Raw genomic sequence first — 22288 nt, 5'->3', positions numbered from 1 at the left:
CGCGGCACAATGGTCGTTCATGACGCGCCGGTACTTCTTCGACGCCCACGTCCATGTGATCGACCACCGTTTCCCGCTGTTCGAGAACGATGGGTTCCTGCCCGAGGAGTTCACCGTCGAGCGGTACCGGGAGCGCACCGCCGCGCTGGGTGTCGTCGGCGGGGCGGTCGTCGCGGGCTCGTTCCAGCGCTTCGACCAGGCCTGGCTGCTCGACGCGCTCTCCCGGCTCGGTCCGGGGTTCGTGGGCGTCGCCCAGATGCCGCACGGCCTTCCCGACGAGGAGATCGTCGCACTGGCGGGGCGCGGGGTGCGGGGGGTGCGGTTCAACCTGCGCCGCGGCGGGCCCACGGCCCTCGCGCGCCTCGGCACGCTGGCCCGCCGCGTCCACGACGTGGCCGGCCTCCACACCGAGCTCTACGTCGACGCCCGCGACCTGCCCGAGCTCGCCGCAACCCTCGCCTCGCTCCCCGCCGTGAGCATCGATCACCTGGGCCTGCGCGCCGACGGACTGCCGCATCTGCTGGCGCTGGTCGAGCGCGGGGTACGGGTGAAGGCGACCGGTTTCGGCCGTGGCGACCTCGATGCCGCCGCCGCGATCCGTGCCGTACTGAAGGCCGACCCGACCGCCCTGATGGCGGGAACGGACCTCCCCTCGACGCGAGCGCCGCGTCCCTTCGCCGATTCCGACCTCGATCTCGTCGCGGAGGCGGCGGGAGAACACGCGGACGCCGTGCTGCACGGCAACGCGATCTCCTTCTACCGCACGTGACCTCCGGGGATCATCGTGCGAGGATCCGGGGATGCCCGCCGACATCCCGCGCTTCCAGCAGTTCACCGCGCCCGCCCAGGTCACGCCCCGGGTGAGGCGAGGCCTCGTCGCGTGCTGGATCGAGGTCACCAACGCGGGAGGGGCGGCGGGCTTCCCGTTCCCGCCCATCGACGAGACGCTGGCGGCCCCGGCGGTCGACCGGATCGTCGCCTCCCTCGACCCCGCCACCAGCCGCCTGCTCACGGCCACGACCTCGACCACGGCCGACGGGGACGTCGTCGGCTGGCTCAGCCTGCGCCGGGACACCGCCGGGCTGATCGCGCACTGGGGAACCGTCCACCACGTCCAGACCCGGCCGGCCGTACGGGGACGAGGTCTCGGTACCGCCCTGATGAACGAGGCCGGCAGGGTCGCCCGCGACGAGATGGACCTGGAGCAGCTCCGTCTCGCGGCACGGGGCGGCGCCGGCCTCGAAGCGTTCTACGAACGCCTCGGCTGGCGCGAGGTCGGCCGCTGGCCGGGGGCCCTGCGCTTCGGCGCGGGCGACGACCGCGACGAGGTCCTCATGCACCTTCAGCTCTGACCCCCTCCGGCGGGACGAGGTGGTCGAGCCCCTGGGCGGTGCGCGCGGCGAGGCCGGAACCGCGGGGCAGCATGACGGCCTCGTAGGCGCGGATCGCGGCGTCGATGTGCGGTTCCGTCACCAGCGCCTTGGCGAGCTGGGCGCCGTCGAGGAGCGCGAGGTTGGCGCCGACGCCGAGCGGGGGCATCAGGTGGGCGGCGTCGCCCACGAGCGTCAGGCCGGGGACGTGGTCCCAGGTGTGGGGCACGGGCAGCGCGTGCAGGGGGCGGTTGACGAACCCCTTGTCGCCCGACCGCAGCAGGTAGAGCAGGTCGTCGTGCCAGCCGTCGTACAGGCCCAGCAGGTGTGCGCGCATGGCGTCCGTGTCGGCGAGGTCGAGCCCGGCGGTGGCATGCCAGTCCTCCGGGGCACGGAAGAGGGCCATGGCGTCGATGTGGCCGTTGCTGTTGCGCTGGGCCGTCAGCACCCTGCTGCCGGACCGGGCCGACATGCTGCCCTCGCCGACCATCCGGGCGAAGGCCGGGTGGCGGGTGTCGGAGTCGTCGAAGCCGGTGCCGACGGCGGTGACGCCCGTGTAGCGGGGCATCGCGCCGGACAGGGCCTGGCGGACCCGGGACCAGGCGCCGTCGGCGCCGATGACCAGGTCGAACTCCTCGGCGGTGCCGTCCTCGAAGCGGAGCCGGTGCGTTCCGTCGACGGTCGGGGCGACGCCGCTGACCGGGCGTCCCCAGCGGACGGTTCCGGGCGCGAGGGAGTCGAGCAGCAGTCCGCGCAGCTGGCCGCGGTCGATCTCCGGCCTGGTGACCTGGCCGTCGGCGGGCCGGTCGATGTCCAGGACCTCGGCGGTGAAGGGGTCGAGCCGCCGCCACACCTCGCCCTCGGGGCGGGCCAGGGCGTGGAAACGGTCGAGCAGGCCCGCTTCGGCCAGGGCGGGCTGGCCGGTGGTGGTGTGGATGTCGAGCGTGCCGCCCTGGGTGCGTGCGGCGGGGGACGCGTCGCGTTCGAAGACGGTGACGGAGCGGCCGTGGAGTTGCAGGACGCGGGCGCAGAGCAGCCCGCCGGGTCCGGCGCCGACGACGGCGATGCGGGCGGAAGCGGAGTTCACGAAGGGCCCCTTCGAGGATGGGGAAGCGTGGAATGGAGCGTGGGTGCCGGGACGACCGGCACGCACCATCCACGGAAGCACATCTCACTACAAAAATGCAATGACTAAACTTTTGGCCTGGATCAACTCTTCGGGCTTCCGCGCGGTAGGGTGAGCCCGTGATCGAACCGACGACGACCGGACGCCGTGAGCGCAAGAAGGCCCGGACCCGCAAGTCCCTGGCCGACGCCGCCCTGACGCTCTTCCTCGACCGCGGCTACGACGAGGTCGGGGTGAAGGAGGTGGCCGACGCCGCCGACGTATCGGTGACCACGCTGTTCAAGCACTTCCCGTGCAAGGAGGCCCTGGTCTTCGACCTCGACCAGGACATCGAGACGGCCCTCGTCTCCTCGGTGCGCGACCGCGCGCCCGGCGTCTCCGTCCCACGGGCCCTGCGGGAACACCTGCTGACGGCGGTGGGCCCGCACACCCTCACCCCGGGCCCTCCCGGCGCCGACTCCGACGGCCCACGGCTGGCGGAGTTCAGCCGCATGGTGGAGAACACGCCGGCCCTGCGCGAGTACGCCCACCGGATGTGGACCCGTCACGAGACGGCCCTGGCCCGGGCCATCGCCGAGGAGGCCGGCGCGCCCGAGGACGACGTCACCTGCGCGGCGCTGGCCCGGTTCGCCCTGGACGTCCCCCTCCTGGCCCGCCGCCACCCCGACCCGCACCGCGCCGCGGAGGAGATCTTCACCCTGATCGAACAGGGCTGGGCGGCCGCCCACCCGGGCGTGTGAGCGCCCGTCGTCACAGCTCGTCGGCCAGGTCCCCCCAGTTCATCTCCCGCAGCACGACACGCGCCGTGGCCTCGAACTGCTGGTGAAGGGCCGGGTCGCTCCCCAGTCGCTCCATCACCTTCGCGAAGACGACCGCGGCGCGCATCGCCCTGGACTGCGGGTCGTCGGCGTCCCCCACGTACGGCAGCACATGGGTGTCGAACTCGTCCCACGAGATGGGGCGGTCGGCCCGCTTGTGCAGGTCGATCCACCAGGCGCGGGCGGCGTCGGCGCTGACGAGGACCCGGCGGCGCAGGTGGTCGAGCCGGTCGGCGTCGAGGTGATGCCGCAGTTGCTGCTCGCGGCGGGCGTCCTCGTACGCCTGGGAGCGCGCGCGGTCCTCGTCGGTGAGGTGGAGCGTGATGTCCGCCCTGATCTCCATCGGGCATCCCTCCGCCGCCGGCCCCCACGCGGACAGCCGGAGCGCCAGGGCGTTCCGCGCCGCGTCGAGCGCCGACGGCACGTGCGCGCCGGTGATGGGGCGGGCGATGTCGTCGAGGGCCTGCCGCGCGATGGCGCGTACGACGCCGCGGCCCCGCTCCCGGAGTTCGGGGGCGGGGCGGCAGCGCAGCACGCCACGGGCGGTGCAGTGGACGCCGAGGAGTGCGGTGGGCCAGGTGGCGGAGACGCGCAGGCGCGTGCTCCGCCGCGGCCCGAAGGAGAACATCACCCGGTCGCTTCCTCACGGCGCCTGTTGTCCCGGACGTTGTCCCGGACGATCGCCTCACGGAGGATCCGCCCCCAGAAGGAGCCCAGGAACTCCTCGTCCCTCGCGAAGAAGCGACGCCCGAAGCTGTTCCCGCGCAACTCGGGCTGGTACACGTCGGCCAGGAGGTCGATCAGCACACCGGCCGGAAGCTTCCCCTCCTCGGCGGCGGCTCCCCACCGGGTCAGCTCCGCGTCGGCGGCCTCCCGCGCGTCGTCGTCCCCGAGCAACCACTGCCAGGCCCGTACGAAGCGCGCCCGCCCCTCCGGCTCTCCCGTCGTCTCCAGCAGGAGCCGCGCGCCCGTGTCGCCGGCGGCGAGGGCCAGGAAGGCGACCAGGGCGTGCCGCTTGGGCTCCCGCTCCCCCAGCCACGTCCTGAGCGCCCTCGAGACGTCGGCGGGGCTGACCTCGACGAGCCGCGCGAAGGCCGCCACCATCGTCGGGGCGGCGTACGGGGCATGGGCGGCGGCCCTGGCCAGGCGGGTGATGGCGATCGCGGGCTGGCGGACCCCCAGTTCGCCGCCGCAGATCTCGGTGACGAGCTCGACGAGCTCGACGGGCGGCTTGCCGGCGACCATCCACTGGTACAGCCGGTTCCTGACGTACCGCCCGATCTCCGGGTCGAGTGCCGCGGTGGTGAGGGCCTCCACGGCCAGCGGGCGGCGGCGCCCGACGAGGTCCTTCCCGATGCGGTCGATGATGGTGTGGTCGTGGACCTCGGTGGCCAGGTCGAGGAGTGACCGGGTGACGAGGCGCGCGTCGTCCTCGGGCAGGCTCTGGTCGGCCGCCACGGCGACGGCCCAGGTACGCAGCAGGTCCCGCTGCGTCGGGAACTCCTCCCAGAGGTGGCGGAGCACGGCGGAGGCCAGGTCGTGCTTGCTCCTGTCGTGGAACACGCGATCGCCGTGGGACGTGAGGCGTGCGGCGTCCACGCGGCGGCTGGAGGTCGCGTCCGAGAGGATGTCCAGGGGTGCGCGGGGGACGCCGAGCCTGGCCAGCAGCGTGTCGGCCGCGTGGACGACCGACCGTCCGGTCCCGCCGTTCAGCAGCGCTCCGGCCCAGACCATGGCGCGCGTGGCCATGAGCGTGGGCTCCCCCGGCCCTTGCCGCGTCGGGCTGAGGAGGTCGCCGATGTGGCGGTGCCAGCCCAGGAACTCGTCGATGATGGCGCTGTCGTCGTGTCGCGCCGCCTCGTGGACGATGCGGGCCAGCCGGCGGGCGTCCTGAGCCGACGGGTTGGACTCCCAGATGTCGTGGTAGGCCGTGCCGTCGAGCCAGTCGGCCTTGTGGCCGGTGCCCCGCCGCCGCAGCTCCTGGGCGACCAGCGGCCTCGCGTCGGGGGACGGGAGCGCGACCGTGAACGGCCGCGTCGCCTCCGCCCACGCCCCCTGCCAGGTCTGCGGCGTGGTGAGGACGACGAGGAAACGGTCCGCGCCGCTACCGGCCTCGCCGTACCCGCGCAGCGCCTCGCCGAAGCGCGGGCCGGGCGGCTCGGGCACCTCGGAGAGGTCCAGGAGGTACCGCTGGCCCGGATCGGCCGGGAGCTTCGCCACATCGGGCCTGGACCACTCGGGTTCCAGGTCGATGGGCCGCGGGCGGGTGGCGGCGTCCGCGGCACCGACCGTACGGAGCAGGCGAAGCCCGGCCGTCCGTCGTCCGTTTCCGGGGGGCGCGGACAGGACGACGACTCCGTACTCGGCGAGGGCCTTCTGTGCCTGGGCCCATTTCTCCCCGTCGCGCGGGACGACGAAGCGGTCGTCGGCGCAGGCGCGCAGGTCGGCCAGGGGTACGGGCTGGGGCCGGACGAAGTCGGTGCCGTAGAAGTACTGCTTCTCCGCCTGGTAGCCGTGGGCGCCGGGGCCCACGTCCTGCTTGAACTCCTTGGGCGTGGGGGCGTCGTCGGTCATCGCGTTCCTCCGGTTCCGTTTCCGTTTCCGCTTCCGTCGAAGTACTGCTGCTGGGCCTGGTACTGGGTCCCGTTGCCGTGGCTGTTCTGGGTGAAGGACACCGTCGCGGGGGCGGGCGACGGCTCCTGGGCCTCGTGGGGCGGCTGTGCGGAGGCCTGCCGCACGCCGGCGTCCGCGGTCTCGAAGATCGCCGGGTCCGCCAGGCCCCAGTCGAGACCCGGCACGTGCAGCCACGCCGGCTGCTCGAAGGTCTTGACCCTGGCGAGGCTCCGCGCGTAGTGGGCGGAAAGCGTCCCGCCCGTCGCCAACCCGCTGCGGAACACGTCCTCATGGACCCGCTGCGAGATGACGACCGCCGTGTTGGTCAGCTCCGGATTGGCGCGGGCCAGCAGGTCGCGCAGCTTCTGGTGGTCCAGGAGCCGGTGGGTCTCGACCATCGGAACGCCGAGCCCGGTGGGCGGCAGCGGGCCTACGTGGATGCTGACCCGCAGTTGCAGGACCGGCTGCCCGGGGTGCCGGGTCCGGTGGTCGTGGAGGACCCGGCTCAGCGCGTCGGGGAAGCATCCGACCAGCCCCGGCAGCACCTCGGGGTCCATGCCGGCGACGTATCCGTCCCCGGTGTGCTGCGGGAAGGCGCGCTGCTCCCACCTCGCGCTCAGGCCGACCTCCGACAGCGCCCGCGCGAGGACCTGCTGGATGTCCGCGTTGACCTGCTGCATTCCGGTGCTGGTATGCGCGCTGAAGCTGCGCGCGTCGACGGCGAGGACCGCGCGGTAGGGCCACAGCGGTTCCCAGGACGGAGTCATGGAGGGTCTCTTCTCTTCGTGAGGCGTGCCGGCGACGTCGTCGCCGAAGCGGTCATCAGTGACTGTGGCGGCGGACGGCGAACGGCACCGTCCAGCGCTGGACCTTCCGGCGGTGACATGGACCACACCGGGACGTCGAGCGCCGCCGGGCGCTACTCCTCCGACAGCTCCGCGAGGGCGGCGCTGTCGTCGACCACCAGGCGGCCGCGTCCCAGGGTCAGCACGCCGGCGGTGTGGAGTTCCCTCAGCACGGCCATCACCGAGGAACGTCCCATCCCCGCCATGACGGCGAGTTCCTCCCGGTCCATGCCCAGGTGTACGTGGACGGTTCCGTCGTCCTCCCGGACGCCGACCTCGGCGGCGAGACGACCCACCACCCGCGCCACCCGGGCCCGGGGCGACAACCGGACCAGCGCGGCGCGCAGTTCCTCGTTCTCCCGCATGCGCTCGACGGCGAGCCGGTACACGGCCCCCTCCAGGCGGTGCCGGTCGAGGAAGCCGCGGAAGGCGTGCGCGGGGAGGACGACCCCCGTGCACGCGGTCACCGCGGTCACGGTGGCCGATCTGCGGTGGTCCAGCAACGCTCCCATCTCCCCCAGCACTTCGCCCGCACGACGCAGGGCGAGGGGGACGTCCCCGCCGCTCGGCGCGGACTGCGCGACCTTGACGATGCCGTCGGTGAGGGCGATGACGACGGTCGCCGTCTCGCCCTGCCGCAGCAGTACCGCACCGCGTCGGTACCGGCGGCGCTGCCCTCGGCGCACAAGGTCCGACCACGCCTCTTCCGGCACCACGTCCCGAAAGTTCATGACTCCCCCCGTCCGTACTCGCCCCTCGGCCGCGGCCGGCCCCTAGCCGAACACCGCGGCCAGCCCCAGCGCGCCCGAGCCCGTCACCGCGGCCGCGAACGACCACTGCACCCGGCGGTGCTTGGTCCAGGCGATCTCGCTCATGACCACGAGCTGCCGCGACAGCGCGCCCAGCGGGTCCCTCTCGCGCAGCGCGCCCTCCAGCTGTTCGGGCTCGAAGTGCCGCAGGTGACCGAAGAACAGGTAGTCCTCGTCGGGTTCCGGGCCCCGCCGCTCGGTCTTCAGGTTGGGGGACACGGCCGCCGCCGCGAGGCAGGCGCCCGCCAGGAGCGTCAGGACACCCACCCACCCCAGCACCTGTGCCGGGACCGGTCCCCGGCGGAATCCGTGGCCGGCTCCGGTGAGCACGCCGACCAGCGCCAGCAGGGCGGACTGCAGGCTGAGCGCGATCGACGCCTTGGTGTCCGCCTTCCCCGTCCAGTCGGCCAGGGCCGACTGGATCCTCCACGCCGCGTCCAACGGATCCGCTGCCACCTGTACTTCCGCCCTTTCACGGCTCCGGACGGCCGCAGCGGCCGACATCGGGCACCAGGATCACCCACCGTCCGCCCGAAGCCGTACGGCGTTCGTTCTTCGACCGAAAATGATCACTGGAACGTCCGTTCGTGGCCGAAGCGGTACTGGTATTCGGCGCGCGGTCGTGTGTCCGTGGTGTCCGCGTGTCCGTGTGCGGCAAGAACACAAGGTGACCCGTGACGACGAGACGAGGACACCGACACGTGAGCGACAGCACCGCGATCCCCACGATCGACCTCCGCCCCTGGCGGGAGGGCTCCCCACGAGAGCGCGCGGCACTCGCGCGGACCGTCGACGGCGCCCTTCGGAAGGCCGGGTTCCTCCTCGTCACCGGGCACGGCGTCGACCCGGCCCTGCGCACCGCCATCCGTACGGCGGCGCGGAGCTTCTTCCTGCTGCCCGAACGGGCGAAGGCCGCGTACGCGGTACGGGTCGGGGGCCGCGGCTGGCTGGGGCCGGGGGCGGAGGCGAACGGCTACGCGGAGGGCACCGAGACGCCGCCCGACCTGAAGGAGTCGTGGTCCCTGGCGGCCGACACCCCCACCGGCGACCCGGCCGTGGACGCCGCGTGGTTCCTGCCGAATGTGTGGCCCGCGGAGGTGCCCCACCTGAAACCGCTGGTGGAGACCTACGCGACCCGCATGCGCACGCTGTCGGACCTTCTTCTCGATCTGCTGGCCGGGGCCCTCGGGGAGGCGCCGGACCTCTTCACCCGTCACACCCGCAACCCCACCTGGGGCTTCAACATCAACTGGTACCCGGGGACGGACACCGTGGGAGCGCCGCGGCCGGGCCAGTTCCGGATCGGCCCGCACACCGACTTCGGGACGGTGACGGTCCTGGACCGGCAGCGGGGCAAGGGCGGGCTCCAGGTCTTCACCGACGAGCGCGGCTGGGAGGACGCGCCGTACGACCCGGAGGCCCTGACCGTCAACATCGGCGACCTGATGGCCCGCTGGACCGGCGACCGCTGGCGCTCCGGCCGCCACCGGGTGCTGCCACCGCCGTCCGACGCACCGACGGAGGAGCTGATGTCGCTGGTGTACTTCTACGAGTGCGATCCCGGCACCGTGGTCGAGTCGCTGCCCGCACCGGTGGGACGTGTGCGCCACGAGCCCGTGGACTCCCACGTCTACCTGCGGGCGAAACTCGACGCGATCTCCGTCGAACCGTAGTCGGACCGTAGCGGCCGCGGCTCCACCCGTGCGACGCGGTCCGACTAGGATCCACGTGTTTCACGGGGGAGGGTGGTCACGGCATGCGGATGCCGGAAGTGGACGGGCCGGCGCGTGTGGGGCCGTTCCGGACGGTCGGGGTGCTCGGGCAGGGTGGCATGGGCCAGGTGCTGCTCGGGGTGGCGCCGGACGGGCGGCTCGTGGCCGTCAAGCGGGTGCACGCCGACCTGGCGGAGGACCCCGGGTTCCGGTCCCGGTTCCGGCGGGAGGTGGACGCGTCGCGGCGGGTGTCCGGGGCCTACACCGCACCGGTCGTCGACGCCGATCCGGACGCGACCGTACCGTGGCTCGCCTCGCTCTTCCTGCCGGGGCCCACGCTCGGCGAGGCGGTGGAGGCGGGCGGGCCACTGCCCGAGGAATCGGTTCTCCTGCTCGCCGCCGGACTCGCCAGGGCCCTGGACGACATCCACCGGGCGGGGCTCGTACACCGCGATCTCAAGCCGTCGAACGTGCTCCTGACGGAGGACGGCGTACGGGTCGTCGATTTCGGGATCGCCCGCGCGGCCGACCACGGGACGAAACTGACGCATACCGGCGCGCTCATCGGTTCGCCCGCGTTCATGGCGCCCGAGCAGGTCCGGGGCGAGCGGCCGGGCCCAGCGGGCGACGTGTTCTCCCTCGGCGTCACGCTCGTCACGGCGAGCACGGGCCGGAGCCCGTTCGCCGGGGACTCGCCGCTCGCGCTCATGCACGCCGTCGCCCACGACCTCCCCGACCTGACCTCCGTGCCGCCCCGGCTGCGCCGGATCGTCGAACCGTGCCTGGCCAAGGACCCGGCCGCGCGACCGACGCCCGGGCAGCTCCTCGACCTCATCGGCCCGCTCGCGCCCTCCGCACGCCCCTGGCCGGAGACGGTGTACGCACGTGTCGCCGACCGCCGGGCGTGGGCGGACCGCCGGGCGGCCACCGCCGGTTCCGTACCACCGCCCGCCGCGCCGGCGGCGGTACGGGGCCCCGCGCCGCGCCGCCGTTCCCGGTGGGTGACCGCCGCGATCGCGGGGGGCGCGGTGCTCGCGGCGGTGGCGGCCGCGGTCCTGGCACTCGGACCGGCCGACCTGTACTACCGGTTCTTCCCCGAGCCCGTACCGACTCCCGGGTCGACCCCGCTCGCACGGATGCCGGACAAGTACACGAAGACGGTCCCGACCTGTGTGCAGGTACGCCGCAGCATGAAGGTCCCGGCCGGGTTCGGCGACGCCATGGGCAACTTCCCCGACCGGGTGTCGCAGCAGCCCGACGGCGACGGACTCACGCACCCGACGACGTCCTGCGTCTGGAACACCCGCTCCGGAGACGAGATCCACGTCTCCTGGGACCTCTACTCCTCCCGCGCGGGCGGCCCCACCGGCGCCGAGCGCGCCAAGCACCGCTACGAGGGCTGGTACATGCGCGGCCGTACCCCGCGCGACCCGGGGATCGGTGTCGTGGAGGAGGGCATGTGGCTGAAGGACTCCGACGACAGCAACTGTGTGCTGTACGCCCGTGACGGCAACCTGACCCTCTTCATCGCGGTCAAGGGCGTCCACTACCCGAAGGGCGGGTGCGAGGACCTCACGAAGGACATGGCCCGTCAGGGCACCGCGGCGGTGGCGGCCCTGTGAGCGCGTTCCAGCCGCTGCCGGAGAAGGCCGGACCGTACCTCCTCCTCACCGAACTCGGCCGGGGCGGCATGGGCCGCGTCCTGCTCGGGGTCGCTCCGGACGGCCGGCCGGCGGCCGTGAAGCTGGTGCACGCCCGGCACGCGGCCGACGACGGCTTCCGCTCCCGCTTCCGGCGGGAGGTGGAGGCCTCGCGGAAGGTGTCCGGCGCGTACACGGCGGCCGTCCTCGACGCCGACGCGGACGCCGAGCTGCCCTGGCTCGCCTCGGTGTTCGTGGCCGGTCCCTCCCTGGGAGCGGCCGTCGAGCGCGCGGGCGCGCTGCCGGAGGAGGCTCTCCACCGCCTGGCGGTGGGCCTGGCGACCGCCCTGGACGAGATCCACCGGGCCGGTCTCGTCCACCGCGACCTCAAGCCCGAGAACGTCCTGCTCGCCGGGGACGGCGCCCGGGTCATCGACTTCGGCATCGCGCGGGCCGCCGAGGCCGGGGACGCCACCGAACTCACCGGCACCGGCTGGGTGGTCGGCTCGCCGCCGTACATGTCGCCCGAGCAGGCGCAGAGCCGGGAGCCGACCGGGGCGAGCGACGTGTTCTCCCTGGGCTCGGTGCTCGTCATGGCGGCGACAGGCCGCAGCCCGTTCTCCGGCTTGTCCGTCCTCCAGACGCTCTACAACGTCGTCCACACCGAACCCGACCTGAGCGGTGTCCCCCGGGCCCTGTACGGGATCGTCACCCGCTGCCTGGCCAAGGACCCGGCCGACCGGCCGACTCCGGGCGAGGTGCTCGCGATGCTCGGCCCGGTGACCCCGGCGGCCCGGCCCTGGCCGGACGCCGTGCACCGGATGGTCGACGAGCAGCGGGCCCGGGTCGAGGGCCTGCTCGACGGCGACCCCGGGCGTACGGCGGTCCTGTCGCCCGGCGCCGGCCCCGCCGCCCCGCGGACGGCCGTGCTCACCGCTCCCGGCGTCCCCGCCCCGCCGGCCCTCCGCCGGCGCCCGGTGGCATGGGTGGCGGCGGGGGCGGTGCTCGCGGCGGGCATCGGCCTGGGCGCGTACCTGCTGGGCGACGACAACGACAGCGGCGGCGGCCCGCCGGACAAGTACGTGACGATGCCGGAGTGTTCGGAGGCCGTGACCAGGCTTCCGCTGCGGGAGGAGCGGAGGAAGGACAAGGACGTCGCCCGCGAGCAGGCGGGCGACGGGACGACCGAGTGCGCCTGGTACGACAGGGACCAGCCCCAGCCGGACGGCTGGAACTACTCCCCCACCGCGAGCGTCAGCTGGGAACTGCGCCGCTCGGAAGGCACCGGGAACGGCACGGAACGCCAGCGCGAGGAGTTCGCCGGCAGCGCGAAGGACGAGCGTCGCGCGACCGGCCTCGGCTTCGGCGACGCGGCGTACTGGACGACCTACAAGGACGGCGACAGGAAGGGCTGCCAGCTCAACGTCCGCGACGGCAACCTCGTGGTCCGCGTCTACCTCGACGGCACCAAGCACCCCTCGTGCGAGGCGGAGGCCCGGGCCATCGCGAAGTCCGCGCTGGCGGCCATGCCGCCGACGGCGGACTGACGCGGGCGGCGGCTGCTGTACGCCGAGGTCACCCAGTTCCCGGAGCGGCTCGACATCGCCCTGGGCAGCGGCACCCATCGCATCAAGGACGTGGCCGAGAGCGCCGTGAGCACATTCCTGCCGGCATTCTCCGCCGAGGAGTCCCGGGCCGCCTCGGCCGGCTGAATTCGACACCGAGTCGGTCGATTTCACGCGCTTTTGCAGAGACATCGATTGAAGCACCCGTGCGCAATTCAGTGGTCGAGTGGGTAGCACGCAAGGCGGTGGGGAGGTCGTACCGATGCCCAAGGTCCTTTCGCGCCGCGGACATTGGGGGCGACCCGGGGTCCGGAACGGCGAAGGCCGCCGGAACCGCCGCGATCGGCTGTTCCGGCGGTCCCGACGTCATGTCGCCCCGTCAGCGCGCCAGCATCTTCTCCGTCGCCTCGTGCAGCCGCGCGGCGTCGTCCGGGTCGAAGGACGGGTGCCCCAGGTCGATCGGCTCGGTCCGCACGTACGCGCTCAGCCGGGCCTCCGGGGGGGAGTCGATGAGGGCGGCGATCGGCACGATGCCCTCCTCCACGGGCCTGCCGGACTTCTTCATCATCTCGATGTGGGCCGCGGTCCCGGAGTCGTAGTCGCCGGAGAAGCTGGTCGACACGGTGCCCGGGTTGATCAGGACGTACCGGACGCGGCCGGCGGCGTGGCGCTCGGCGAAGGAGACGCCGAGCAGGTCGTTGGCCTTGCCGCTCTGGTTCAGGGCCTCCACACCGTGGTAGCCGCGCGTGAGGCCGAAGTCGTCCCAGTGCACCCGGCCCTCCGGGGTGCCGGGCCCGGCCACGTTCATCACGACGGGCCGCTCGGCCTTCTCCAGCTCCCCGGCCAGCCCATGACTCAGCAGGAAACGGCTCAGGTAGAAGAGCGCGAAGGTGCGCTCGAAACCCTCGGAGGTCTGCCGGCGGACGCTGCTGTAGTGCCGCGCGCACAGCACGAGGACGTCCACCACGGGGAAGTTCGCCCTGATCTCCTCGATGACCCTTCTGTTCTCGGAGACGAGGGCGAGGTCGGCCCGGAGGAAGAACGCCCGGTCGGCCGCTCCCAGTTCACGGGCGGTGTCCAGTAATGCCCGCCCCTTCTTCGCGTCGCGACCGAGGATCACCACCCTCTCACCACGTCTCAGATAGGCGAGGGCGAGCGCCCTTCCCATTCCGTCGGTGCCGCCCTGAATCACCATGGTACGCATCGGGAATCCCTCCTTGAACGGCGGCGCGCGCACGCACAACTCGCCTGCGTCAAACCTGGGTTGAGCCGACAGCCGCGTCAACGTACCACGCTGCCGAACAGGCGGTGGCGCGTGATCCGATGGGCCGGACACCGGGAATGCCATTGCTCGGCGTAATGGAGTACGGGGCACCGTCCGCGTCGGCGTGGAAATTGGCGGAAATCATTCCCGGGTGCTGTTCGGAACGTCGCCGCCCCAACAGGCCGTGCCCTCCGGGCATCGTCCGGAGGGCACGGGGTGGGGTCTACCCGTCCGTCACTGGGTGTACAGCCACCAGTAGTAGCGGTAGTCCTCGTTGTTCTGTTCGCGCTTGCACTTGTACTCGCGCCACTCGCCGTGGCTCTGGCCCTCCTTGCCGGCCTTCTTGCAGGCGTTCTCGTCGGGGTAGTGGCCGCGCTTGGTCCAGTGGCCCTTCTCCAGGTCGTTGTCCGGCTGGCTCGTGGCGCTGCTGGACGCGCTCGGCGACTCGTCCGACGGAGTCGCGGCGACCGCCCCCGCCGTGCCCGCCAGCAGCAGCCCCGCGGTGGCCGCCGCTATCGCCGGGGCAAGGCGGAAGCTCCTCGATTTCATGAGCTTTCCTCTCTCGTTGGTGCCTGCGTCGATGGTGGTCGCGGAATCCGGGCCCCAGTAGCCGGGCACCCCGGGCGTGTGGAAGCGGGATGCCCGGTCCGTCCCGCGCGGGCGGGCTCGAACCCCACGTGGCGTGGGTCCGCCGGCTCGCCCCGGCCCGCGAGCCGTGCGCTGGGGCTCCTGCGGGCGGGGGCCCCTCATGCGTTGGCAGCCCGTTTGCGTTCGTATACTCATACGAGATTCACGACGGACGGAAGGTGGGGACGGTGAAGCTCGCGGAGGCGCTGGCGGAGCGCGCGGAGGCGACGCGTCGCGTGGAACAACTCCGTGCGCGCATTGTCGGCAGCGCGCGGTACCAGGAGGGCGAGACGCCCGCCGAGAACGCGGCCGAGCTGCTGGCGGAGGCCGGTGAGGCGCTGTCCACCCTCGAGTCGCTGATCCGGCGCATCAACCGGACCAACGCGGCGGCGGACCTGGGGCAGGACGGCACGCTCACCGACGCGCTCGCGCGCCGGGACGTGCTGCGGCTGCGCCACTCGGTGATCACCTCGGCGGCGGACGCGGCGGCGGGTACGGGCGAGCGGGGCTACGGCCGCCAGCTCCGTTCCGAGCTGGTGGTGCTCTCCGCCCTCCCGGTCGCCGAACTCCGTACCCAGGCGGACGTGCTCGCGCGGGAGATCCGTGAGATCGACGTACGCATCCAGCGCGCGAACTGGGAGTTCGACCTGCTGGACTGAACGGACGATGTGGAGCGGGTAGTCGCTCCGGAGGCGTGCACAAACCGAGGGCCGGCGGTCTTCCGGCCCACACCTGGTGCGTGAAGAGCAACGCAGGGGTTCGATTCCCCATGAACACCGCAGCTCAGCAACGTGTACAGGTGACCGTGCACACCGCACAACTCATCACCATGTGCAGATCCGGGACGACGAGGGCGGGTTCGGGGTTCTCCACGTCTACCGTACGGGCATGGTGTCCGTGCGAGCGATGACAGAAGCCGACGTCGTGGCCGTGTCGGCGATCCGCGTCCGCGGCTGGAAGGTCGCGTACGCCGGGATCGTGCCCCGGTCCTATCTGGATCGCATGACGATCGAGGAGGACGCCGAGCGGCGTCGCTGCTACTTCGCGCGGTCGAGGGACAGCGTCACCAACCTGGTGGCCGTCGAGGCCGGCAGCCGGCCCGGTGTCGTGGGATGGGCCTCTCTCGGGCCCTCCCGCGACACCGGATCGCACGACCGGGCGGCCGGTGAGCTCTACGCGCTGTACGTCCTGCCCTCGCTGCTCGGGACGGGGATCGGCCGCACGCTGATCGAGGCCGTGCACGCCCAGGCCCTCGGGCGCGGCTACGACCGCCTCACGGCGTGGGTCCTCCGCGACAACGGCCGGGCGCGGCGCTTCTACGAACGGGCCGGATACGTCGCCGACGGCGCCGTTCAGACCGATGAATTCGACGGGGTGTCCGTACCCGAAGTCCGTTACCACCGGCCCCTGCAGCGTCGACGCGCGCCCTGAAGCCCGCCTAGAAGTACGACGAGAACTTCGGCTCCAGTCCGATCGACCTCAGCCAGCGCATCTCGCCGAACCTCACGATCTCCTCCCCGTTCCTGGACAGCAGCTCCAGGACGTCGTCGCCGGGCTCGCCGTCGAGGGCGGCGACGACCCGCGGGATCTCCTCCGCCTTCACGGACAGGAAGTACTCGTAGTCGCCGCGGTTGAGGTCCTGGCCCTGGATGATCAGCTGCCCCTCGCTACCGATCCGCGCGTCCACGTACAGGAGGTTCGCCGCGTACAGCCGGACCGTTCGCTCGTCCCCGTTCATTGCCGCTCCTCGCATCACATGTTCTTGATCGCTTGTTCAGCAGGAGAGTGCGTAGTGATCATTTCCGGTTCCGCTCCGGGCCCGACGGGACCGTGTGACGCGCATCACCGGCCGCGGTGTCACATTTTCGTGCCGCGACCTGTCTCCCCGGTGAAACCCAGCGCGCGAAGCCGAGAGAAGGGACCGGACGAGACATGGGGACCATGGAGACCGTGACGGTACGACGCGTCATCGCGGCGCCGATCGCCGATGTGTTCGAGTGGTGCGCCACGACCACCCACTACACCCGCAGCCCGTTCGTCCTCAGGGCGCGGCTGGCCCGGCCGGGCGAGGGCGCGCCGTACGGAGTGGGCGCCGTACGGCTGCACACGTGGCTGATCGGCTGGTTCCGCGAGCGGGTCACCGTCTACGAACCGCCGTATTCCTTCGACTACGTCGTCGAACGCAGCTTCCCGCCCGCCCGGCACGACCTCGGCCGCATGACCTTCACCGAGGTCGCCGGGGGCACCCTCGTCACCTGGACGACCAGCTTCCAGGTGCCTCTCCCCTTCGGCGCGACCGTGGCCCGCGTGCTCGCCAAACCCGTCGTCTCCCATGTCTTCGGCAGGATCCTCGACGCCGCCGGCTCGGCACTCGCGGCCGATCCCGCCGGCCGCGCCTGACACCCGCGACCGCCGGCCACCGGCCCGTTCCTCCACTTGGCCGACTCCTGCAAGCCGACCGCCGACGGAGGCTGTCCACTGTGAGGGAAGCGATCGGGCTGGATGGAAGGACGACGTCCCCGTGGCCGAGAACAAGGACGACAAGCGTCAGCAGAAACAGCTCTCCGACAACGCCAGGTTCTTCCTGAGCGGGCTGCCGAGGGCCGACCGCGACAAGGCGCTCCGCGAGCGGACGCCCGAGCAGCTCGACGAGGCCGGCAAGGAGGTACGGAGCGCCCTCGCCGAGGAGGAGAGGCGCTGACGCGGGGCGCCGGGCCCCGGCACACTGGCGCGCATGGGCGGGAACGACGAGGGTGACGCGGCGTCCGTGATCGGGCTGGCCCGGGAGCTGATCCGGCTGCCCAGCCGGGGCGGGGTCGACGACTACGGTCCCGTCCTGGGGGTGCTGGAGGCGTGGCTGACGGACCGTTCGCTGCCGCACCGCCGCCTGCGCGACGGCACGGGTGCGACGGTCGGCCTCCTGGTGGAGGTCGCCGGGGCCCGTCCCGGCCCCTGGTGGGCCCTGGACGCGTGCGTGGACACCGCTGCGTTCGGGGACGAGGCGGCGTGGTCGTTCCCGCCGACGGCGGCGGATGTCGTGGACGGCTGGCTGCGCGGCCGCGGGGCGGCCGACAGCAAACTCGCCGCCTCCCTGTTCTGCCACCTCGCCGCCGGTCTCCACGCCCGTGCCGCCGGCCTCCGCGGCGGCCTGGCGGTGCTCCTGGACGTCGACGAGCACACCGGCGGCTTCGGCGGCGCCCGCGCCTACCTGTCCGATCCGGCGGCGGCCCGCCCGGCCGGAGTGATGATCGGCTACCCGGGGCTCAGGGAACTCGTGGTCGGCGGACGGGGCCTGTGGCGGGCCGTCGTCACGGTGCACGCCCAGTCCGGACACTCGGGGGCGCGCCGCGAGGTCGTGGGCGCCGTGTCGCGCGGCGCCCGCCTCGTACGCCTCCTGGACGCGGCACCCCTGCCCGGGGCCGCCGGGGACGGTCCGGAGGGATTTCCGCTCCCGCCCAAGCTGTCGGTCACCGCCTTCCACGGCGGCCAGGGCTTCTCCGTCACGCCGGGGCGCTGCGAACTCCACGTCGACGTACGGACGACGCCCGGCTTCGGCTCCCGCGAGGCCGGGGCCCTCGTCCGTACGGCGGCGGCCAGGCTCGACGCCGAACTGCCCGGCCCCCGCCCGACCGAGGTCACTCCCGTGGCCGACTGGCCTCCCTTCCGCCTCGCGCCCCACGAACAGCCGGCCGCAGCCCTGCTGGAGGCCGCCGCCCGGGAAGGCCTGACGGTCCGGACGAAGACGGCCGGCCCGTCGAACATCGGCAACCTGCTGGCCGCCGAGGGCATCCCGGCCACCGCCGGATTCGGCGTCTCGTACGAGGGCCTCCACGGTGTGGACGAACGCGCGCGGATCGCCGACCTCCCACGGGTTCACGCCGTCTACCGCCGGGCGGTGCTCGGCCTGCTCGGGGCCGGCCGAGCCACGCGCCACGGCCCCCGCCCCCACGGCACTTGACAAAGTTAACACCTATAACTTTACCTTCTCCTCGAAAGTTAACAGCGTTAGCAATCGTCCCCGGGGAGCTCCCTTGCGCTACGGCATCGTCCTCACCTACACCGTCACCCCACGCTGGCTGGCGCTCTCCCGCGAGCAGCGCGACGCGATGCGCGCGGAGCACCTGGAGCCGGTCTTCGCCGCCCACGCGGACCGGGTGAGGGCCCGTTTCTTCGACGCCGAGGCGTTCAACGGCCGCTTCTCGGACTTCGCCGTCCTGGAGACCGAGGACCTGGGCGCGTACTACTTCCTCGTCGAGGCCCTGCGCGACACGCCGGTCATCGCCGAGGGCTATCTGACCTTCGGCGAGATCTTCCTGGGCGTCGAGGACGGCTTCCAGGCGTACGAGCGGGCCCTGCGCGACGCGGCCGGTTCCCGGTGAGCACTCGGGAGGGAGAGGGATACGAGCGCCGGTGGCCCGTACGGCTGCTGCGCGTCGCGGCCGTGCTCGTGCTCCTGGACACGCTCGTCCAGGCGGCCCTGGCCGGGCTGTTCGTCACCGGGGACCTCGACCTGCTGGCCTGGCACGCGGCGAACGCCACCGTGCTCAGCGCCCTGACCGTCGTCGAGACGGTGGCGGCGCTGGTGATGTGGCGGAGTCTGCGCGCCCCGGGCCGGCTCGCGGCGGCGAGCGCGGCGCTGGTGGCGCTGGTGAGCGTGCAGCAGGGGCTCGGCGAGGCCCGTGTGCTGGCGGGCCACATCCCGCTGGGGATGGCCGTCTTCGGCTGCGCGACGGTCCTGGCGTACTGGGCGTTCACCCATCGCGCGCCTGCCGTACGGCAGGCGGCACGGCCCGTGGCGGGAGTGGCCGAGTGAGGCGCCCGAGCCGGCGCGGGTTCCTGGGACTGACGGCGGCGGCCGGCGCGGCGGTGACGGTGGGCGCGGCGGGCTGGTCCCGGCTCGCCGGCGCGTCGACCGGCCGGGTCCTGGCCAGCGCCGGGCCGCTGCCCGAGCCGTTCGGTGTCCCGCTGCCCGTACCGCCGGTGGCCCGGCCGGTGCGCGCCGAGGGCGGCGCCGACGTCTACGAGGTCGAGCAGCGCGAGGCCCGCGTCGAGATCCTGCCGGGGCGCCGGACGACGGTGTGGGGGTACGACGGGATCTTCCCGGGCCCGACCTTCGCCGCCCGCTCGGGGCGCCGGACCGTGCTGCGGGTACGCAACAACCTCACCGTCCCGACGGTGACGCACCTCCACGGCGGCGTCACCCCGCCGGAGTCCGACGGCTACCCCACCGATCTGCTCCTCCCCGTCCGCTGCTCCCCCGCCCAGGCGCGTCAGGCGCACCAGGAGCACAGTGGCATGGCGGCCGGCCACGACGGACGGGTGGCCGTGGGCTACCGGAGCTATGAATACCCGCTGCCGCAGCGGGCCGCGACGCTCTGGTACCACGACCACCGCATGGACTTCAGCGCGCCGCAGGTCTGGCGCGGCCTGGCCGGCTTCTTCCTCGTCGGCGACGAGGAGGAGGCCCGGCTCCCGCTGCCCGGCGGCGACCGCGACATCCCGCTGATGCTGTGCGACCGCTCCTTCGAGGAGGACGGCTCCTTCCGCTACCCGGCCCACGGTCACGACGCCTTCCCCGACGGGGTCCTCGGTGACGTCCAGCTCGTCAACGGCGCGCCCTGGCCCGTCCTGGAGGTGTCCGCCACCCGCTACCGCTTCCGTTTCCTCAACGCCGCCAACGCCCGCCGCTACACGCTCCGCTTGTCGGCCGGAGGGGGCGGGAGCGGGCGGTTCGTCCAGATCGGCAGCGACGGCGGCCTGCTGGCCTCGCCCCGGCCGCTCGACGCGATCGCCATGGCGCCGGGCGAACGGTGCGACGTCCTCGTCGACTTCGCCGCCTTTCCCGTCGGCAGCCGGATCACCCTGCGCAACGAGGCGGCCGGCGGTGGCATGAGCGACGTCATGCGCTTCCACGTCGTCCGCAAGGGCAGGGACGACAGCCGCGTCCCGGCCCGTCTCGCCGCCTCCTTCGAGACGCTCGCGCCGAGCGCGGCGATGCCGGTGCGGGTCTTCGACTTCCGCCGGACCGAGGCGGAAGAGGACCGGCCGATGTGGACCGTCAACGGCAAGCCGTTCCGTACCGACACCGTGCTGGCGTCGCCACGCCTGGGCACTGTCGAGCGGTGGCGCTTCAGCAGCGACTTCCACCATCCGGTGCATGTGCACCTGGGCCGGTTCCAGGTCGTCGCCCGGGGCGGTAGGCCGCCGGCCGCCACGGACGCGGGCTGGAAGGACACCGTGGACGTCCGCCCGTACGAGGTGGTGGAGGTCCTGGTGCGGTTCGACGGGTACAAGGGGCGCTACATGCTGCACTGCCACAACCTCGAACACGAGGACATGGCCATGATGGGCAATTTCCAGGTCGTCTAGTTTCAGCGAGGCGCACGGCTCGCGGTCCGCCCCCCGAGCAGCCGTCCCGCCCGTCCCGCCGTGTCCCGTGCCCAGCGCGTGGTGACCAGGAGGCCCAGCAGGAACACCAGCACCCCGCAGCCCATGACGATCCACCACGCGGGGCGGACGGCCTCGGCGAACGCCGCCGTCCCGGGGTGGGTCGCGTTGCGCAGCCCGGCCGCCAGCACCGCGCCGATGACGGCGACCCCCAGGGCGTAGCCCATGCGGCCGCCGGTCGGGGCGATGGCCGCGGCGAGCCCGGCCTGGGCCCGCGACATCCCCGAGACGGCGAGGCCCAGGACGGGCGGCAGGACCAGCCCGGTGCCGATCCCGATGAGCACGAAGCCGCCGAGCAGCGGGGCCTGGGCGGTGGAGGCGGCGGACAGGGCCAGGACCAGCCCGCTCAGGGCGATGGCCACGCCGGCCGCGACGAGCGGCGGGCGCGGGCCGAACCTGCTCTCCAGGCGTCCGGCGACGGGCCCGCAGATCGCGTTCATCGCCGCCACCGGCAGCATGAGCAGCCCCGCGTGCAGCGGGGAGAACCCCCGGACGTTCTGGAGGTACAGCGCGCTGGTGAAGAGGAATCCGCCGTAGGCCGCGTACGCGCACAGCGCGATGGCCACCGCCCCGCTGAACGGGCAGCTGCGGAAGAACATCAGGTCGATCAGGGGCGACGCCGCCCGGCGCTCCCGCACGACGAAGCCGGCCAGGGCGACGAGGGCCGTCGCCACGCAGGCGAGGACCGCCGGCGAGTCCGCGCCCCGGTGGGGGCTCTCGATGACCGCGTAGGTGAGGGTGACCAGGAACAGCGTGATCAGCAGCTGGCCGGCCGGGTCCAGCCGCCGGGGAGCCGCGGCGCGCGAGCGCGGGACGCAGCGGAAGGTCACGGCCATCAGGGCGACGCAGACGGGGACGTTGACCCAGAAGACCCAGCGCCAGCCGACGCCGCCGACCAGCGCGCCGCTGAGCACCGGGCCCAGGGCCATGCCCAGCCCGTACCCGCTCGTCCACACGCCGATGGCCCGGGCCCGGAGCTTGTCGTCGGGGTACGCGTGCGTGACCAGTGCCAGGGACGGCGGTCCGAGCGCGGCCGCGCCCAGGGCCTGCAGGGCCCGGAAGGCGACGAGGTACTCCGTGGCGGGCGCCAGGGCGCACAGCGCCGACGCGCCGCCGAAGAGCACGAACCCCCACAGGAAGACCCCGCGGTGCCCGAACCGGTCGGCGATCGATCCCGCGAGGGGCATGAACGAGGCCAGGACGAGGTTGTAGGAGTCCAGCACCCACTGCATCCCGGTGACCGACGCGTCGAGTTCCCGTTCCATCGCGGGCAGCGCGATGGTGAGGGCCGTGAGGTCGACGCCGACGAGGAACAGCCCCGTGCAGGAGACGGCCAGGACGAGGCCGGCGCGTCCACCACCGCCGGTGGCGGGTTCGGGGCTGGGTGCGGGCATAGCTCTCCCGGGGTCTCCCGGGCTCCCGGTGGCCGCCCGTGCGAGGGGTGGGTCGAGC

At 73.1% G+C, this 22288-nt stretch carries 24 protein-coding genes; 14 read left to right on the top strand and 10 right to left on the bottom strand.

The genetic code is table 11. From position 1 onward, the window contains the following. The first annotated feature begins 19 nt into the window (after nucleotides 1-19). Nucleotides 20-769 carry an amidohydrolase family protein gene (locus tag AC07BS_RS25500; RefSeq protein WP_478934612.1) on the top strand — a complete coding sequence of 250 codons (750 nt, stop codon included), beginning with the start codon at nucleotides 20-22 and terminating at the stop codon, nucleotides 767-769. Nucleotides 770-800: 31 nt separating this feature from the next. Continuing rightward, the gene (locus AC07BS_RS25495; protein WP_478649485.1) at nucleotides 801-1352 is read left to right on the top strand and encodes an N-acetyltransferase family protein; all 552 of its coding nucleotides are present in this window, start codon (nucleotides 801-803) and stop codon (nucleotides 1350-1352) included. On the opposite strand, the gene AC07BS_RS25490 is transcribed toward AC07BS_RS25495, so the two are convergent. Further along, nucleotides 1333-2457, bottom strand: a complete 1125-nt coding sequence (locus tag AC07BS_RS25490) for an FAD-dependent oxidoreductase (protein ID WP_478934611.1) — start codon at nucleotides 2455-2457, stop codon at nucleotides 1333-1335. The two genes, AC07BS_RS25495 and AC07BS_RS25490, sit on opposite strands and share 20 nt — an antisense overlap. A gap of 161 nt (nucleotides 2458-2618) precedes the next feature. On the opposite strand from AC07BS_RS25490, the gene AC07BS_RS25485 reads away from it, so the two are divergent. After that, nucleotides 2619-3236 carry a TetR/AcrR family transcriptional regulator gene (locus AC07BS_RS25485; RefSeq protein WP_478934644.1) on the top strand — a complete coding sequence of 206 codons (618 nt, stop codon included), beginning with the start codon at nucleotides 2619-2621 and terminating at the stop codon, nucleotides 3234-3236. A gap of 10 nt (nucleotides 3237-3246) precedes the next feature. Here the strand turns inward: AC07BS_RS25485 and AC07BS_RS25480 are convergent, their stop codons facing one another. The 5 genes from AC07BS_RS25480 to AC07BS_RS25460 form a co-directional block, all read right to left on the bottom strand. Next, a complete protein-coding gene (locus AC07BS_RS25480) occupies nucleotides 3247-3942 on the bottom strand; it encodes a hypothetical protein (RefSeq protein WP_478934610.1) in 696 nt (231 codons plus the stop codon). Then, nucleotides 3942-5888, bottom strand: a complete 1947-nt coding sequence (locus AC07BS_RS25475; RefSeq protein WP_478649476.1) for a hypothetical protein — start codon at nucleotides 5886-5888, stop codon at nucleotides 3942-3944. The genes AC07BS_RS25480 and AC07BS_RS25475 overlap by 1 nt, the downstream gene beginning before the upstream one ends. After that, nucleotides 5885-6694, bottom strand: coding sequence for a hypothetical protein (locus AC07BS_RS25470; protein WP_478649473.1), 810 nt, complete (start codon nucleotides 6692-6694; stop codon nucleotides 5885-5887). The genes AC07BS_RS25475 and AC07BS_RS25470 overlap by 4 nt, the downstream gene beginning before the upstream one ends. A gap of 152 nt (nucleotides 6695-6846) precedes the next feature. Further along, nucleotides 6847-7503 (bottom strand): Crp/Fnr family transcriptional regulator, encoded by a 657-nt coding sequence (locus tag AC07BS_RS25465; protein ID WP_478649470.1) that lies wholly within the window; start codon nucleotides 7501-7503, stop codon nucleotides 6847-6849. A gap of 42 nt (nucleotides 7504-7545) precedes the next feature. Beyond that, nucleotides 7546-8037: a Pycsar system effector family protein gene (locus tag AC07BS_RS25460; RefSeq protein ID WP_478649468.1), complete on the bottom strand. Its 492-nt coding sequence runs from the start codon at nucleotides 8035-8037 to the stop codon at nucleotides 7546-7548. 245 nt (nucleotides 8038-8282) lie between these two features. Here AC07BS_RS25460 and AC07BS_RS25455 point away from each other — a divergent pair, with 245 nt between their 5' ends. The 3 genes from AC07BS_RS25455 to AC07BS_RS25445 all read left to right on the top strand — a co-directional run bounded on the left by AC07BS_RS25455 (nucleotide 8283) and on the right by AC07BS_RS25445 (nucleotide 12480). Next, nucleotides 8283-9254 (top strand): isopenicillin N synthase family dioxygenase, encoded by a 972-nt coding sequence (locus AC07BS_RS25455; RefSeq protein ID WP_478934609.1) that lies wholly within the window; start codon nucleotides 8283-8285, stop codon nucleotides 9252-9254. An 83-nt stretch (nucleotides 9255-9337) separates the two neighbouring features. Next, nucleotides 9338-10915 carry a serine/threonine-protein kinase gene (locus AC07BS_RS25450; protein WP_478934608.1) on the top strand — a complete coding sequence of 526 codons (1578 nt, stop codon included), beginning with the start codon at nucleotides 9338-9340 and terminating at the stop codon, nucleotides 10913-10915. Further along, nucleotides 10912-12480 (top strand): serine/threonine-protein kinase, encoded by a 1569-nt coding sequence (locus AC07BS_RS25445; RefSeq protein ID WP_478934607.1) that lies wholly within the window; start codon nucleotides 10912-10914, stop codon nucleotides 12478-12480. Before AC07BS_RS25450 ends, AC07BS_RS25445 begins: the two co-directional genes overlap by 4 nt. A 397-nt stretch (nucleotides 12481-12877) precedes the next feature. Here AC07BS_RS25445 and AC07BS_RS25440 read toward each other — a convergent pair whose 3' ends face one another. Together AC07BS_RS25440 and AC07BS_RS25435 are read right to left on the bottom strand one after the other, a co-directional pair. Next, nucleotides 12878-13702, bottom strand: coding sequence for an SDR family NAD(P)-dependent oxidoreductase (locus tag AC07BS_RS25440; RefSeq protein ID WP_478934606.1), 825 nt, complete (start codon nucleotides 13700-13702; stop codon nucleotides 12878-12880). A gap of 294 nt (nucleotides 13703-13996) precedes the next feature. Continuing rightward, a complete protein-coding gene (locus tag AC07BS_RS25435; RefSeq protein WP_478649456.1) occupies nucleotides 13997-14311 on the bottom strand; it encodes a hypothetical protein in 315 nt (104 codons plus the stop codon). 266 nt (nucleotides 14312-14577) lie between these two features. Here AC07BS_RS25435 and AC07BS_RS25430 point away from each other — a divergent pair, with 266 nt between their 5' ends. Together AC07BS_RS25430 and AC07BS_RS25425 are read left to right on the top strand one after the other, a co-directional pair. After that, the gene (locus AC07BS_RS25430; RefSeq protein ID WP_478649453.1) at nucleotides 14578-15048 is read left to right on the top strand and encodes a DIP1984 family protein; all 471 of its coding nucleotides are present in this window, start codon (nucleotides 14578-14580) and stop codon (nucleotides 15046-15048) included. Between the two features lie 229 nt (nucleotides 15049-15277). Then, nucleotides 15278-15820, top strand: coding sequence for an N-acetyltransferase family protein (locus AC07BS_RS25425; RefSeq protein ID WP_478934605.1), 543 nt, complete (start codon nucleotides 15278-15280; stop codon nucleotides 15818-15820). A gap of 7 nt (nucleotides 15821-15827) precedes the next feature. On the opposite strand, the gene AC07BS_RS25420 is transcribed toward AC07BS_RS25425, so the two are convergent. Continuing rightward, on the bottom strand, nucleotides 15828-16127 hold the full coding sequence (locus AC07BS_RS25420; RefSeq protein ID WP_478649447.1) for a hypothetical protein: 300 nt from the start codon (nucleotides 16125-16127) through the stop codon (nucleotides 15828-15830). A gap of 203 nt (nucleotides 16128-16330) precedes the next feature. On the opposite strand from AC07BS_RS25420, the gene AC07BS_RS25415 reads away from it, so the two are divergent. From AC07BS_RS25415 to AC07BS_RS25390, 6 genes are all read left to right on the top strand, one after another. Continuing rightward, nucleotides 16331-16789, top strand: a complete 459-nt coding sequence (locus AC07BS_RS25415; protein ID WP_478934643.1) for an SRPBCC family protein — start codon at nucleotides 16331-16333, stop codon at nucleotides 16787-16789. Nucleotides 16790-16910: 121 nt separating this feature from the next. Next, nucleotides 16911-17090: a hypothetical protein gene (locus AC07BS_RS25410; RefSeq protein WP_478649443.1), complete on the top strand. Its 180-nt coding sequence runs from the start codon at nucleotides 16911-16913 to the stop codon at nucleotides 17088-17090. 33 nt (nucleotides 17091-17123) lie between these two features. Beyond that, nucleotides 17124-18347 carry a M20 family metallopeptidase gene (locus tag AC07BS_RS25405; RefSeq protein WP_478934604.1) on the top strand — a complete coding sequence of 408 codons (1224 nt, stop codon included), beginning with the start codon at nucleotides 17124-17126 and terminating at the stop codon, nucleotides 18345-18347. Between the two features lie 73 nt (nucleotides 18348-18420). Continuing rightward, the gene (locus AC07BS_RS25400; protein WP_478934603.1) at nucleotides 18421-18768 is read left to right on the top strand and encodes a darcynin family protein; all 348 of its coding nucleotides are present in this window, start codon (nucleotides 18421-18423) and stop codon (nucleotides 18766-18768) included. Next, nucleotides 18765-19202: a hypothetical protein gene (locus tag AC07BS_RS25395; protein WP_478934602.1), complete on the top strand. Its 438-nt coding sequence runs from the start codon at nucleotides 18765-18767 to the stop codon at nucleotides 19200-19202. Before AC07BS_RS25400 ends, AC07BS_RS25395 begins: the two co-directional genes overlap by 4 nt. Further along, complete coding sequence (locus AC07BS_RS25390; protein WP_478934601.1) at nucleotides 19199-20758, top strand: multicopper oxidase family protein; 1560 nt, start codon at nucleotides 19199-19201, stop codon at nucleotides 20756-20758. The genes AC07BS_RS25395 and AC07BS_RS25390 overlap by 4 nt, the downstream gene beginning before the upstream one ends. A gap of 2 nt (nucleotides 20759-20760) precedes the next feature. On the opposite strand, the gene AC07BS_RS25385 is transcribed toward AC07BS_RS25390, so the two are convergent. Further along, nucleotides 20761-22230 carry an MFS transporter gene (locus tag AC07BS_RS25385; RefSeq protein ID WP_478934600.1) on the bottom strand — a complete coding sequence of 490 codons (1470 nt, stop codon included), beginning with the start codon at nucleotides 22228-22230 and terminating at the stop codon, nucleotides 20761-20763. Between the last annotated feature and the right edge of the window lie 58 nt (nucleotides 22231-22288).

It is taken from the genome of Streptomyces sp. NPDC044063 (assembly GCF_056434285.1).
This window is presented reverse-complemented; position numbering and strand designations above follow the sequence as displayed.